The organism is Pseudothauera hydrothermalis (assembly GCF_003345255.1).
GTDB lineage: Bacteria > Pseudomonadota > Gammaproteobacteria > Burkholderiales > Rhodocyclaceae > Pseudothauera > Pseudothauera hydrothermalis.
In genome coordinates, this window is the sequence record NZ_CP029331.1 from 2,038,680 (window position 1) to 2,052,260 (window position 13,581).

At 64.8% G+C, this 13,581-nt stretch carries 13 protein-coding genes; 4 read left to right on the plus strand and 9 right to left on the minus strand.

Going from position 1 to position 13,581, the window contains the following annotated elements; translation table 11 throughout:
* Positions 1 to 82 precede the first annotated feature (82 nt).
* Positions 83 to 874 carry a DUF2189 domain-containing protein gene (locus DIE29_RS09780; RefSeq protein WP_102041291.1) on the plus strand — a complete coding sequence of 264 codons (792 nt, stop codon included), beginning with the start codon at positions 83 to 85 and terminating at the stop codon, positions 872 to 874.
* 2 nt (positions 875 to 876) lie between these two features.
* Here the strand turns inward: DIE29_RS09780 and DIE29_RS09785 are convergent, their stop codons facing one another.
* Positions 877 to 1,752, minus strand: a complete 876-nt coding sequence (locus tag DIE29_RS09785; protein ID WP_102041290.1) for an endonuclease/exonuclease/phosphatase family protein — start codon at positions 1,750 to 1,752, stop codon at positions 877 to 879.
* Between the two features lie 133 nt (positions 1,753 to 1,885).
* Between DIE29_RS09785 and DIE29_RS09790 the strand changes: the two genes are divergently transcribed.
* Together DIE29_RS09790 and DIE29_RS09795 are read left to right on the plus strand one after the other, a co-directional pair.
* Positions 1,886 to 2,827 (plus strand): cation diffusion facilitator family transporter, encoded by a 942-nt coding sequence (locus tag DIE29_RS09790; protein WP_114649777.1) that lies wholly within the window; start codon positions 1,886 to 1,888, stop codon positions 2,825 to 2,827.
* A gap of 29 nt (positions 2,828 to 2,856) precedes the next feature.
* Entirely contained in the window at positions 2,857 to 3,714 is an 858-nt protein-coding gene (locus DIE29_RS09795) for an HDOD domain-containing protein (RefSeq protein WP_114649778.1), read from the plus strand.
* Here DIE29_RS09795 and DIE29_RS09800 read toward each other — a convergent pair.
* From DIE29_RS09800 to DIE29_RS09820, 5 genes are read right to left on the minus strand one after another with little or no spacing between them, the layout of a single operon-like run.
* On the minus strand, positions 3,662 to 4,192 hold the full coding sequence (locus tag DIE29_RS09800; RefSeq protein WP_114649779.1) for a hydrogenase maturation protease: 531 nt from the start codon (positions 4,190 to 4,192) through the stop codon (positions 3,662 to 3,664). The genes DIE29_RS09795 and DIE29_RS09800 overlap by 53 nt on opposite strands.
* Positions 4,189 to 5,655: a Ni/Fe hydrogenase subunit alpha gene (locus tag DIE29_RS09805; RefSeq protein ID WP_114649780.1), complete on the minus strand. Its 1,467-nt coding sequence runs from the start codon at positions 5,653 to 5,655 to the stop codon at positions 4,189 to 4,191. The genes DIE29_RS09800 and DIE29_RS09805 overlap by 4 nt, the downstream gene beginning before the upstream one ends.
* Before the next feature lie 6 nt (positions 5,656 to 5,661).
* Positions 5,662 to 6,225, minus strand: coding sequence for an NADH-quinone oxidoreductase subunit B family protein (locus DIE29_RS09810; RefSeq protein WP_114649781.1), 564 nt, complete (start codon positions 6,223 to 6,225; stop codon positions 5,662 to 5,664).
* The gene (locus DIE29_RS09815) at positions 6,225 to 6,929 is read right to left on the minus strand and encodes a 2Fe-2S iron-sulfur cluster-binding protein (RefSeq protein WP_114649782.1); all 705 of its coding nucleotides are present in this window, start codon (positions 6,927 to 6,929) and stop codon (positions 6,225 to 6,227) included. Before DIE29_RS09815 ends, DIE29_RS09810 begins: the two co-directional genes overlap by 1 nt.
* Positions 6,926 to 8,731 carry an NAD(P)H-dependent oxidoreductase subunit E gene (locus tag DIE29_RS09820; RefSeq protein ID WP_114649783.1) on the minus strand — a complete coding sequence of 602 codons (1,806 nt, stop codon included), beginning with the start codon at positions 8,729 to 8,731 and terminating at the stop codon, positions 6,926 to 6,928. The genes DIE29_RS09815 and DIE29_RS09820 overlap by 4 nt, the downstream gene beginning before the upstream one ends.
* 332 nt (positions 8,732 to 9,063) lie before the next feature.
* On the opposite strand from DIE29_RS09820, the gene DIE29_RS09825 reads away from it, so the two are divergent.
* Positions 9,064 to 11,928, plus strand: coding sequence for an adenosylcobalamin-dependent ribonucleoside-diphosphate reductase (locus tag DIE29_RS09825; protein ID WP_114649784.1), 2,865 nt, complete (start codon positions 9,064 to 9,066; stop codon positions 11,926 to 11,928).
* 227 nt (positions 11,929 to 12,155) lie between these two features.
* On the opposite strand, the gene DIE29_RS09830 is transcribed toward DIE29_RS09825, so the two are convergent.
* The 3 genes from DIE29_RS09830 to DIE29_RS09840 all read right to left on the minus strand — a co-directional run bounded on the left by DIE29_RS09830 (position 12,156) and on the right by DIE29_RS09840 (position 13,568).
* A complete protein-coding gene (locus tag DIE29_RS09830; RefSeq protein ID WP_114649785.1) occupies positions 12,156 to 12,596 on the minus strand; it encodes an HIT family protein in 441 nt (146 codons plus the stop codon).
* An 88-nt stretch (positions 12,597 to 12,684) separates the two neighbouring features.
* Positions 12,685 to 13,239, minus strand: coding sequence for an NUDIX domain-containing protein (locus DIE29_RS09835; RefSeq protein ID WP_114649786.1), 555 nt, complete (start codon positions 13,237 to 13,239; stop codon positions 12,685 to 12,687).
* The gene (locus DIE29_RS09840; protein ID WP_114649787.1) at positions 13,236 to 13,568 is read right to left on the minus strand and encodes a DUF2818 family protein; all 333 of its coding nucleotides are present in this window, start codon (positions 13,566 to 13,568) and stop codon (positions 13,236 to 13,238) included. Before DIE29_RS09840 ends, DIE29_RS09835 begins: the two co-directional genes overlap by 4 nt.
* Positions 13,569 to 13,581: the final 13 nt, after the last annotated feature.

Genomic DNA, 13,581 nt, shown 5'->3' on the forward strand with positions numbered 1-13,581 from the left:
AAACTGCCCTTGCCCACCCCCTGTCGAGCAGATGTGGCCTGGCAACACCGACAAAAACCGATCACCCGGACAGGAGAGAGACATGTCGCCAACAAACGATGTCCAAGCAAAGGAGAACGCCGGCTTCCCCACGGTCCGCCAAGTCAGCGTCAGCGCGCCCTTGCGCTGGCTGGCCCTGGGCTGGGCGGACCTCAAGTCCTGCGCCATTCCCAGCCTGTTCTACGGCTTTTGCTTTGCCGGCATGGGTCTTTTGATCACCTTCGTGTTCGAGCACGCCTACGAGTACACCTCGGCGCTGACCTCCGGCTTTTTGCTGCTCGGCCCCTTTCTGGCCATGGGGCTTTATGAAATCAGCCGCCGCCGCGAACGTAACGAGGCGTGCGCGCTGGCGCCCACGCTCACGGTGTGGCGGCGTAACGCCGGCAATATTGGGCTTTTTGCCGTCGTGCTGGGGGTGGTGTTCCTGGTTTGGGCGCGCGCCTCATTGGTAGTGTTCGCGCTTTTCTACACTAACGAAATGCCCAATTTGTCCGGCTTCCTGGCGCAGATCCTGGCCCTGGAAAACCTCGAATTTTTGCTGGTGTATTTCGGCGTCGGTTTGATTTTCGCCGCCATCGTGTTTGCAGTGAGCGTGGTATCCATTCCGATGATGCTCGACCGCGACCAGGACGCAATCACCGCCATGCTGGCCAGCGTCGGCGCACTGGCACGCAACCCTGGGGCGATGACTCTTTGGGCGCTGGTCATCGTGGTGTGCACCGTGCTGGGCTTTCTCACCTTCCATGTTGGTTTGGTGGTGCTAATGCCGTTACTGGGTCACGCCACGTGGCACGCTTATCGCGATCTGGTGGCACCGCCCGGCGCAAGCCGCTGAGATCAACCGCGGATGAGACTTAGCAATACCGGCTGATGATCGGATGCAGCGGTATCGACATCGATCTCCACCCGCTCGACCAGCGGCGCCATATCGGCAGACACGAAGAAATAGTCACAACAGTATGGGCGGTCCGGCCATTCCGCACCGTGCAGCCCTACCGTTGCAGCGTGCGGCGCGTCGGGGTGGCAGATACGCCAAGCGTCGCACCAGTCCGGCGCCCGGCCGCCGAGTGGCCGGCACAAGGCAGCGTACTCGTCGCTGTCCGGCTCACAGTTGAAGTCTCCGCACAGCACCGCCGACACCGGCCGCGGACGTGGCGCAAAGACCGGATTGCCTTCGCGCGCCGCGCTGCCGACGGCAGCATGATCGGCCACCTCACGCTGTAGCGCGCGCAGGGCGTCAATTTGGGCGCGCCGCTGACGCTGGGAATAGTATTCCAGGTGGGTGGTCATTACCCGCAGCCAGCCCCAGGGCGCGGCAATCACCGCTTCCACGCACACCCGCTGCATCGACGGCAGATCCGGCTCGGGCGGGCGCGGCAGCAGATGCCGGAAAACCTGATCCACCGGCAGGCGGGACAGGATCAGATTGCCAAAACGCGCGCGTCCGCCTTTGTCGTCACGGACATCAATCGCGGCGCCAAACACCGCCTCATACGCTGGAAACGCCTGCGCAAACCACGCCGGTTCATCCTCGCACGCCCCGCCGGGCAGGCCGGCAACATTGCTCGCAACTTCTTGCAGGCAGATCACATCCACCCCGCGGGCGCCACCAAGATCCCGGATGGTCTGCGCGGTACGCGACAAATCGACCCGGCCATCCGCCCCCCGCCCCCACTGGATGTTCCAACTCAGTATCGTTACCGACCGTGTCATGGTGCCAAGCCTCAAGCGTGCCGAGCGATCACCGGATTATGGCGCAGATCGGGATGCCTGACATGGATAGCTCACCGCAGCCGCGGTCAGGGCGGGCATAATCTCGTCGATACGCGATACGCAGCCAAACTCCATGCACACCCATCACGCTCATTCTGCGGGCCACGCCCACGACCATGTCCATGACCACGCCGCCAGCCGCTGGCTGCCGCTGGCGCTGTCGATCACTTTGGGTTTTGCGGCAATCGAAGCCATTGCCGGCTGGTGGTCGGGCTCGCTGGCCTTGCTCGGCGACGCCGGCCACATGCTGACCGATGCGCTCGCCCTGGGTCTGGCCACCCTTGCCGCCCGCTTTGCCCGTATCCCCGCCAGCCCGAAGCACACTTACGGTCTGCATCGTGTGGAAACTTTGGCCGCATTGGCCAATGGTCTGCTGATGCTGGCCTTGGTCGTTATGTTGATTTGGCAGGCGATTTTGCGTCTGAGCGCGCCGCATGAGATCACCGGCGAAGTGGTCACCGTCGTAGCACTCGGCGGCCTGGCCATCAACCTTGTGGTGGCTTGGTTGCTGACGCGCGGAGAAGGCGATCTGAACACGCGCGGCGCGCTGCTGCATGTACTGGGCGACGCACTCGGCTCGATCGCCGCACTGGCCTCCGGCCTGATCATCCAGCTCACCGGCTGGACCCCGATCGACCCGCTGCTGACCATGTTGATCAGCGGATTGATCCTGGCCTCCACGCTCGCCCTGCTGCGGCGTGTGTTCAACACTTTGCTCGAAGGCGTCCCCGAGGGCCTGTCGCTGCAGCGGGTGGGGCAGGCAATGGCCGCCATCGAAGGCGTGCGTTCGGTACACGATCTGCACATCTGGAGCCTGGATTCCCGCCACCCGGCGCTCTCGGCGCATGTGGTGATTGCTCAGGCCCACCAGTGGCCGGCGGTGCTGGCCGCGCTGCAACGCATGCTGCACGCGCGTTTTGCCATCGATCACGTAACCCTGCAACCCGAACTGCCGCGCGACGAACCCGTGTTTTTTGCGCCGCATCGCCCGCACCGTACGACGAATGGCCGATAATTCTGCCGAACGCCGCTCGGAACCGTCTTATGCACTCCGCCCAGGAACTCGTCGCCCAGCTCGACGCCCTCGCCTCGCTGCCTACGGTCTACCATCGCATCCGGGATGAGCTGGATTCACCCAACGGCTCGCTGCTCGAGGTCGGACGTCTGCTCGCCGCCGACCCGGCGCTCACCGCCCGCTTGCTGCGGGTGGTCAATAGCGCGCTGTACGGCTATGGCGGCGAGATCGATACCGTCAGCCGTGCGGTGCAAATCCTTGGGCTGCAGCAGGTGCATGACTTGGTGCTGGCGATGTCGCTGGGCGCGGCGTTTGCCAAGCTCGACACGGCGCACTGCGACATCAACCGCTTTTGGCGCGGCAGCATGATCTGCGCCTTAGCCTGCCGCGCTATCGCCCGCGGCTGCGGTCTATCCAGCACGGAGCGCCTGTTTGTACTGGGGCTACTTGCCGACCTTGGCCATCTGGCGATGTATCAGACGATTCCGGACCTGGCCCGGGAAGCCGAGTGCGAAGCCGAACGCCTCGACCAGCCAGTGGCCGAGGTCGAGCGCCGCCTGATCGGCTGCGATTACGCCGAAGTGGGTGCGGCGTTGGCAGATCACTGGAAACTGCCGCCCGGTTTCGCCGCAGCACTGGGTGCCCAGCTCGACCCCCGTTTGGGCGGCGAGTACTGCTTCGATGCAGCCATTGTGCATGTCGCCACACAACTGGCGCGCGCCGACCGCTGCGGCAAATCCAGCGAGCGCGCCGCGGCCTGGGTGTCGGCCGCAGCATGGCAACAACTGGCGATGTCGCCCGCCAGTCTGCAGAGCGTACGCGAAGAGGCCGAACTCAATCTTGCGGCCTATTTGGCGCTGTTCTTTCCCCGGCTCGGCACTGCATGAGCGCCGCCGCATCCGCCCAGTCTGCCGCCGGATGCTCAAACAATGCCTGCAGCACCGCCCAGGCTTGCTCGGCAGCGGCCGCCGCACGCGCCGACAGCCCCGCGCCCAGTGCAAAGGATTCACCGGCCACTGCCAGCACCCATGCGGGCGGAGGCGGCCGACCGTGAACCTGGCGGTACACTGCCAGTAAAGCGGTAGGCGTGAGTGCGTGCGAGAAGGGCGCACGGCCGGGTTCGGGCGCAAGCGCGCGTAGCTCGACATCTGCCGCCAGTCCCTGTGCTGCGTCGACAAAGAGCACGCGCTGGGCACCGGCCATGTCCAGCGCGTGCTCGATTTGCAACTGGTGGTCGCAGATCAGGCTCACCCCGGGCGCCCCCAGGCTTTCCAGCCGCTCGGCCAAAAGCGGCCCGAGGGCGTCATCCCCACGCGACCGGTTGCCGACCACAAACACCACGGTGCGGGGTGCGGACGCGCTCACCGCTTGCGCACCAGCCGCTGGTGCACCGTCCCGTCGGTGCAAACGAGTTCGACGACCAGCGGCATCTGTCCAAGCGCATGGGTGGCGCAGGACAGGCAGGGATCGTAGGCGCGGATGGCCACCTCGATATGGTTGAGCAGACCCTCGGTGAGCGTACGCCCGGACAGGTAGCGTTTCGCCACCTCGCGTACCGCGGTGTTCATGGCCTGGTTGTTGTGGGTGGTGGAGACGATGAGGTTGCACATCGTCACCAGGTCGTCCTCCCCAATGCGGTAGTGGTGGATCAGGGTGCCACGCGGCGCTTCGATGATCCCCACCCCTTCACGCGCTCCAGTGCCGGGGCGTAGCAGCTCGCCGCTACGCAGATCGGGGTCGGCGAGCAGCGCGCGGATCACCTCGGCGGCGTGCAGCATCTCGATCATGCGCGCCCAGTGGTAGGCCAGCGTAGCATGCACCGGGCGCCCCTGCCCGTGATCGATAAATTCGCGCCGCTCGGCCTCGGCATGAGGCGTGGGGATGAAATCGCAGTTTTGCACCCGCGCCAGCGGCCCCACCCGGTACCAGCCGGTCTCGGGCCCGAGCTCGCGCAGGAAGGGAAACTTCATGTAGCTCCACGGCTTGACCTCCTCGCAGATCAGCCGGTGGTAGTCCTGGTCGGGCACGTGGTCGCGCAGGATATGGCCTTGGGCGTCGCGCACCCGCAGCCCACCGTCGTAGAGATCCATTGCGCCGTCGGCGCGCACCAGGCTCATGAAGGCAGACTCGAAGCTACCGAACACGTCATAGAGCGCCGGGTCGGCGCGGTAGAGGCGCTTGACCAGTTCCACCGCGGCGCGGCTCCAGTCGATTACCCGATCGATGTCGCGGGCAAGCAGCGCGTGGTCCTCGGCGGACAGGTGGCGGTTCATGCCGCCGGGCACCGCGCCGGTGCCGTGGATTTTCTTGCCGGCGGTGGCGCGGATCACCTCCTGGCCGAACTTGCGCAGCAGCACCCCCTGACGGGCAATGTCCGGGTACGCTGCGGCCACGCCGACGATGTTGCGCCGCGCCACCTCGGACTCGAAGCCAAACAACAAATCGGGTGAGGACAAATGGAAGAAGTGCAGCGCGTGCGACTGCAAAATCTGCCCGTAGTGCATCAGCCGGCGCAGTTTTTCGGCGCTGGCGGTGATCGGCGCGGCAGCGGTGGCCACATCCAGCGCCTTGGCCGCCGCCAGGTGGTGGCTCACCGGGCAGATGCCGCACAGGCGCTGCACCATCACCGGCACCTCCCAGTACGGGCGGCCCTGGATGAAGACCTCGAAGCCGCGGAACTCGACGATGTGCAGGCGAGCTTCGCGCACCTCATCGTGCTCGTCGATCAGCAAGGTCACTTTGCCGTGGCCTTCCACCCGCGACACCGGGTCGATGGCCACGCGGCGCAGGCGGTCACGCCCGTCGGCGGTTTCCAGTTCGAATGCCATGGTCCGTCAGTCGTAATGCAGCAGGTGGTAAGGCAGGCGCGGGGTGCGCCCGGCGAGCAGGTCGGTGAGGAACTTCCACAGCGCCTCTCCCGATGGCGGGCAGCCGGGTACGAAGTAATCCACCCGTACCACCTCGTGGATCGGGCGCACCTTGTCGAGCAGCAGCGGCAGTTCCGGATCGTCCGGAATCTGCGGCGCGGCCAAGCCTTCGCGGCACTGGTAGACCTGCTGCAAGCAGACGCCCAGATCGAAGTGGTTGCGCTGCGCCGGCAGGCCGCCATTGACCGCGCACGCCCCCACCGCTACCAGGATCTTGCAGTGGCGGCGAAATTCGCGCAGCACGTGCACATTCTCCGCATTGCACACCCCGCCCTCGATCAGGCCGATGTCGCAGGGGCCGCAGTGCTTCACGTCGGTGAGCGGCGAGCGGTCGAAGTCCACCAACTGGGCCAGCTCGAAAAGATGTTCGTCGATGTCCAGCAGCGACATGTGGCAGCCAAAGCAGCCGGCGAGCGACGTTGTGGCGATGCGCAGCCGCGGGCGGCGGGCATCGGACCCGGCGGCATCCATCACTTGTCCTCCTGCATGGCAACCACGTGGATGGGCTGAGCGTCGTACTTGCGCGCGCCGATGGGCTGGGCGAAGCCGACCCGCTTTTTGAGGATCACTCCCACCGGGCAGATGTTGGCGGCAAGATCCGCAGCGGAAAAATCGGTGTCGGCCAGGCGGCCGGATTCAGCATTCACCACCAGGTGCTTGTGGATGCCGCGCCCGGTGAGCGCAAAGACGTTCTTGCCGTCGACATCGCGCGAAGCGCGCACGCACAGCTCGCAGAAGATGCAGCGGTTGAAGTCGAGCAGCACCTCGGGGTGGGAGGCATCCACCGGGCGATCGGGGAAGAAGTGGTTGAAACGCGGGGTGAGCATCTCCAGGTCGTAGGCCAGGGCCTGCAGCTGACAGTTGCCGCTCTTCTCGCAGGAAGGGCAGAAATGGTTGCCCTCGACGAACAGCATCTGCAGCAGCGCGCGGCGCTCGCCATTGATCTCCGGGGTGTTGCTCTCCACCTCCATGCCTTCCTTGGCCGGCATCGCACAGGAGGACACGTGCCGCCCGGCCACCTTGACGATGCACAGCTTGCACGAGCCGTGCGGCGGAAAGTCCGGATGCCAGCACAGGTGCGCAATGTAGTGTCCGGCCGCACGCGCGGCCTGCAGGATGGTCTGGCCGTCGGTGAAGGGCACCGGCTGGCCATCGAACAGGAAGGTGCCGCTCATTGGGAGGTCTCCTGCGCTGTGTCGAGGTGGGCGCCCGGATCGTCGCGCCCGGTAATTCGGCGAGCCGGGGCAAGCGCGGCGTCCAGATCGAAGGCCGGTTCGAAATCCAGGTTTTTCAGCCGCCGCTCGTAAGCCGGACGGAACTTCAGCAAGGTGTCTGCCACCGGGTTTGGCGCGCTGGCACCTAAGCCGCAGTGGCTGGCGTTCTTCAGCAGGCGGCCGATCCATTCGATGTCGGCTAGATCCATCTTTGCGCCGTGGCCTGCGGCGAGCTTGTCCATGTAGCCTTCGAGCAGCGCGGTGCCGACCCGGCACGGGGTGCAGAAGCCGCAGCTTTCGTGGGCGAAGAAATGCACGAAGTTGCGTGCCACTTCGAACATGTCGCGGCTGGAATCGAACACCATGAAAGCGCCGGCGGTGGGCACATCCTCGAAGGCGATGCGGCGGTGGAACTCGTAGCCCGCCAACGTTACCCCGGAAGCACCGCCCACCTGCACCGCCTGCACGTCGGAGGCGCCGCAGTCTTCCAGCACGCGATCCACCGACACGCCGAAGGGGTACTCGTAGATGCCGGGCCTTGCGCAGTCGCCGGAGATCGACAGCAGCTTGGTGCCGGTCGATTGCGCGGTGCCGGTGGCGGCGAAGGCCGTCCCGCCGGCGAGCGCGATCAAGGTGGTCTTGGCCAGGGTCTCGACGTTGTTGACCACCGTCGGTCGCCCCAGGTAGCCGTGGGTCACCGGGAAAGGCGGGCGGATGCGCGGGGTGCCGCGCTTGCCTTCCAGGGATTCGAGCAACGCGCTTTCCTCGCCGCACACATAGGCGCCGGCACCCAGGTGGATGTCGATGTCGAAGTCGAAACCGGCCTCGCCCAGAATGCCCTGCCCCAACAGCCCGGCGGCACGCCGGCGCGCCAGCGTCGTGCGCAGGCCGTCGAGCAGGTAGCGGTACTCGCCGCGCAGGTAGAGCAGGCCCTGCCGCGCGCCGACCGCCCAGGCCGCCAGGGTCATGCCCTCGAACACCAGATCGGCGAAGGAGGCTAGCAGCACGCGGTCCTTGAAGGTGCCCGGCTCGCCCTCGTCGGCATTGCACACCACCACCTTGTCGGCACCGGCCGCATCGCGGCAGGCCATCCACTTCACCGCGGTGGTAAAACCCGCACCGCCCCGCCCGCGCAGCTTGGCTAGATGCATCTGCTCCAGCCAGCCGTCCCGGCCGCGGGCAATCGCCGCGGCCAGCGCCTCGCCCGGCTGCTGGCTGAGTCCAAGCAGCGCATCGCGCCGGCGGATGTTGTCGTCGACCTGAAAAAGTTCCGCCGGCCAGGCGTCGAGCGGCTGTTTGCGGCGGATCAGTTCGGCGATCTGATCGATTCGCGCGTGGTCCAAACGGGTAAGCGGCCGGCCATTGACCAGCAAGGCCGGCCCCTGGTCGCACATGCCGGTACAGGAGGTAGTGGCCACGCTAACCAGCCCGTCTTCCGACAGCTTGCCCGGTTCCACCCGCAGCTTGCCGCACAGCGCCTCCATCAAGGCCGGGGCGCCGAGCATGCGGTCGGTGATGTTGTCGGAGAACAGCACCCGGTAGCGTCCCACCGGGCGGGGGTAGAGGAAACTGTAGAAGCCCGCCACACCTTCCACCCGGGCGCGCGGCAGGTCGAGTTGCGCGGCAATGGCGGTAAGCAGAGGCGGCGGCAGCCAGCCCACGCGCTCCTGCGCGTCGATCAGAACCTGCAGCAGCCGGGTGCGGTCCCGGCGATGTCGCAGACAGACATCCTCCGCCACGCGTACCGGGTCGTGCTGGCTCACTGGACGATCTCCTTTTTTTCCGTCGAGCGGATTTCAGCCTAACGAACTGGCCAACGCATCCGCCAGCGCGCGCCGAGACGTCTTTCACGCTTCCGATTATAGGCTCGAGGCAAGCCGTTCGGCGGATGTTCGCGGCATGTTCGCCGGGTTTTGGCAGCGATTTTGCGTGACTAAACCGATCAAAAAAGCTACTAGATGTAGTATCAACAAAAACCTTGACACACGAAGTGTTTTATCAACATATTGTTTTATTTGGTTTTTTTATTTTTGCATATCCGCGCGTTTGGCGCTATGCTTCAGCCCATCCAAACCACCACCACGGACACCACCTTATGAGCGCTACCACCCACATCCGGGCGGGCGGCCAGATCGATGCCTCCACGCTCGCTCCACAAGAAATTTCCGGCGAAGTGCTGATCGAGAAATACGCCAAAGGAGAAGAAAAGACGATCACCGAAGTGCGTCGCCGGGTGGCACGTGCGCTGGCTGCAGTCGAAGCCGAAGACAAGCGCGCCTACTGGGAAGCCAAATTTCTCGACGCTCAGGAAAAAGGCTTTGTGCCCGCCGGGCGGATCAACAGCGCCGCCGGCACCAAGTTGCAGGCCACGCTGATTAACTGCTTCGTGCAGCCGGTGGGCGACTCGGTGACTGAGGCGGTCGATGGCCGTCCGGGCATCTACACCGCACTGGCGCAGGCGGCCGAAACCATGCGCCGCGGTGGCGGCGTAGGCTATGACTTTTCTGCCATCCGCCCCAAGGGGGCGCTGGTCAGGGGCACTCAATCGAACGCCTCCGGCCCGGTGTCCTACATGCGGGTGTTCGACCGTTCCTGCGAAACCGTGGAATCGGCCGGCGCGCGCCGCGGCGCGCAGATGGGCGTGCTGCGCTGCGATCACCCGGACATCGAAGAATTCATCCACGCCAAGGACCACGGCGATTTGACCAATTTCAATATCTCGGTAGGCGTGACCGATACCTTTATGAAGGCGGTGGAGGTCGACGGCACGGTGGAACTGCTACACAAAGCAGAACCTTCGGACGAGCTCAAGGACGCCGGCGCCTACCAACGTGAGGATGGGCTGTGGGTGTATCGTAAGGTGCGCGCGCGCGAGCTGTGGGACCAGATCATGCGTTCGACCTACGACCACGCCGAACCGGGCATTCTATTCCTCGACCGCATGAACGCGGATAACAACCTGTACTACTGCGAAACCATCGAGGCCACCAACCCTTGTGCCGAACAGCCGCTGCCGCCCTACGGTTGCTGCTGCCTGGGATCGATCAACCTCACCCTGTTCGTCAAGAACCCATTTTCCGCGCAGGCCGAATTCGACTATCCAGCCTTCGGCAAGGTCATCGACACCTCGATCCGCATGCTCGACAACGTGCTCGATGTCACCCACTGGCCGCTCGAACAACAGGCCCAGGAAGCGGCCGCCAAGCGCCGCATCGGTCTGGGTTTTACCGGGCTGGGCGACGCCCTGATCATGCTCACCAAGCGCTATGACAGCGCCGAAGCCCGCGAAGAGGCACGCAAGATTGCCGAATATATGCGCAATCGCGCCTATCTGGCGTCGGTGGAACTGGCGCGGGAGCGCGGCCCCTTCCCGCTGTTCAACGCCGATCTTTATCTCTCGGGCGGCAACTTCGCCTCACGCCTGCCGGCTGAGGTGAAAGACAAAATTCGCAAGCACGGCATTCGCAACTCACACCTGCTGTCGATCGCGCCCACCGGCACCATTAGCCTGGCCTTTGCCGACAACGCCTCCAACGGCATCGAGCCGCCGTTCTCCTACACCTATACCCGCCGCAAGCGCATGGCCGACGGCACATTCAAGGAGTACGCGGTCGAAGACTACGCCTGGCGTCTGTACCGCCACCTCGGCGGCGATGTCGACAAGCTGCCGGCGTATTTCGTGACTGCCCTGGAAATCTCCGCCCAGGCGCACAAAGACATGGTGGCAGCGGTCGCCCCCTATGTGGACACCTCCATCTCCAAAACAGTCAACGTGCCCGCCGACTACCCCTACGCCGAGTTCGAAGACCTCTACCTCACCGCCTGGAAGGCCGGCCTCAAGGGTTTGGCCACTTATCGGCCCAACTCGGTGCTGGGCTCGGTGCTGTCGGTGACGCCCAGCGCCGAACAAAAGCAACCGCACGATGTGGAAATTGCCGACGCCAACAAGCGTCTATCCATCAAGAGTCTGCCCGCTCCGGTGCTGTCCAGTCTGCGCTGGCCAGGTCGGCCGGAGTTGCCCGATGGCAACATGGCCTGGACTTATATGCTCAACACCCCGAGCGGCGATTTCGCGCTCTTTGTCGGGCAGCTTGGCACCAACGGCGGCACTTTCCCGTTCGAGGTGTGGGTCAATGGCGCCGATCAGCCGCGCGGCCTGGGCGCGGTGGCCAAGACGCTGTCGATGGATATGCGCGCCAATGATCGGGCCTGGCTCAAACTCAAGCTCGACACGCTGGCCCGCACCGTAGGCGAAAAATCCTTCGAAATGCCCTTCCCGCCGCATGGCGAGAAGAAGCTGATGCCCGGCGCGGTGTCGGCCTTCGCCCAAGTGGTGCGTTACCGCTGCGAGCAGCTCGGCAGCTTCGACACCGAAGAAGCCAGCCCGGTGCTGGAGACCCTGTTCAGCCTCGAAGAGCCCAAGACCGGCACCGACGGCACGCTGTCGTGGACGGTGGACATCTACAACCCGGCCACCGGCGAAGACTTCGTGCTGGGCCTCAAGGAGATCACCCTGCCCGATGGCGTCACCCGTCCGTACTCGGTGTGGCTCTCGGGCAACTACCCGCGCGCGCTCGACGGGCTGACCCGCATCCTGTCGCTCGACATGCGCGTCATGGACCCGGCGTGGATTGGCATGAAACTGCGCAAGTTGCTCGACTACCCGGAGCCGCTGGGTGACTTCATGGCCTTCATCCCGGGCACCAAGCGTCAGCAGAACTATCCCAGCACCGTGGCCTACATCGCGCAGTTGATGATTCACCGCTACGCCATGCTCGGCGTGCTCGACGAAAAGGGCTACCCGACCCGCGAAATGGGCATCCTGGAGTCCCCGCGCAACGATAGCGAACCCCGCTTGATGCAGGGCGCCTTATGCACCGAGTGCGGCAACCACACCGTGATCCGCAAAGACGGCTGCGACTTTTGTACCGCCTGCGGCGCAGTAGGCACCTGCGGCTGATCGTCACCGGTCGCTAAATAACTAACGCATGAAGGGCCGGGCCTCCTAATAGTCCGGCCAAACGCGCAAACCCAGGGCGGAATCAAGGTGGTTAATCGCGCAGGTTCCGCAAGATCCGCCATTCGGAACGCCCACCGACGCTAGCGCACCCGCCGTGCCGCCTTTCCACAGCGGACAGGCGTGTCGGCTTGACGCCACCGCCTGAGCATTGCGGGCCAAAGCGCGACCTAGACGAGCGCCGCGCGGATGCGCTCGGCGTAGCCCTGCAGCACCTCGAAGCTGGGATCCTTGCGCGGCCACGACAGCGCGATGCCGTCGTCGCCGCGCCGGGGCACGACATGCATGTGGAAGTGAAACACCGTCTGGTCGCCCTCGCGGCCATTGGCCTGAAGCAGGGTAAGCCCGGGCGGATCGAAGACCTCGCGTATTGCCAGCGCAACCCGTCGTGCGCTGCGCATCGCCGCGGCGGCCTCCTCATCGGTGAGATCGAACAGTGTCGCAGCATGACGCTTGACCGCGACCAGCACGTGCCCAGGATTGCACTGGCCAATGTCCATGAAGGCGACGGTGAGCTCGTCCTCATGGACACGCGCGGAGGGGATCTCGCCCGCAATCAGGCGGCAGAAGATGCACTGGCCGGGGGGCGAATTGTCGACAAACATTGGCATGGGGGTCTCCGTCCTTGTTGCCGGGGGGCGGATGCCGCCGCCCGCATCTGCCAAAGTGTATCAGCGCCCGGGCGCAGGAGCGCGCGGCTCAGCCGCGCAGCAAGGGTAGCGCGCGGAACAGCGCGGCGATGGTCTTGCCGTCGGTGATGCGGCCGTCGTGTACCGCGGCTTCGGCCTCGTCCGGTGTGAGCGTCAGGAGTTCGAGGAACTCGCCCTCGTCGAGCGCATTGCCCACATGCCGCAGCTCGCGCGCCAGGAAGAGTTCGATCCGCTCGTCGGCGTAGCCGATGCAGGGGTGCATCACGCCCAGGTGCCGCCAGTCGGCGGCCTCGTAGCCGGCTTCCTCACGCAGTTCCCGACGGGCACAGGCAAAAATGTCTTCGCCAGGATCGATCTTGCCTGCCGGAATCTCCAAAAACGCCCGGCGCAGCGGGTAGCGGTACTGGCGTTCGAAAATCAACCGGCCATCAGGCAGCACCGCGACGATGGCTACCGCCCCGGGGTGACGGATGTATTCGCGCACGCCCTCGGTGCCATCCGGCAGGCCCACCGTGTCGCGGTGCACCTTGAGCAGGCAACCATCGAACACCCGCTCCGAGATCAGCTCGATCTCCTCCAATGGATCGCGTGGCGCGCCACTCATGTCCGCACAGCGCCCACACGGTGTCGAACGCCATGCCAGAGGTAGCGATAGACAAAACCGGGAAAGGCAAACACCACAAACAAGCTCAAGGTGGTGACATAAAATTCCCAGCCCTGTGGATAAGCGCTGCCGTGCGCCTGGCGTTCCAGTATTCGCGTCAAAACGCCGATCCCCATATAGAGCACAAAGAGCTCGAGCAGCCGCCAAAAAAAACCTTTATGGCCACTGGCAGGGCGCACGATGAAGAAAATCCGGTCGAACAGGAAGGGCAGGTTGGCGGCCAGGACGGCAAACGCCAGCACGATGAAGATGCCCGCATCCTGGCTCATGGCAAAATTTCGC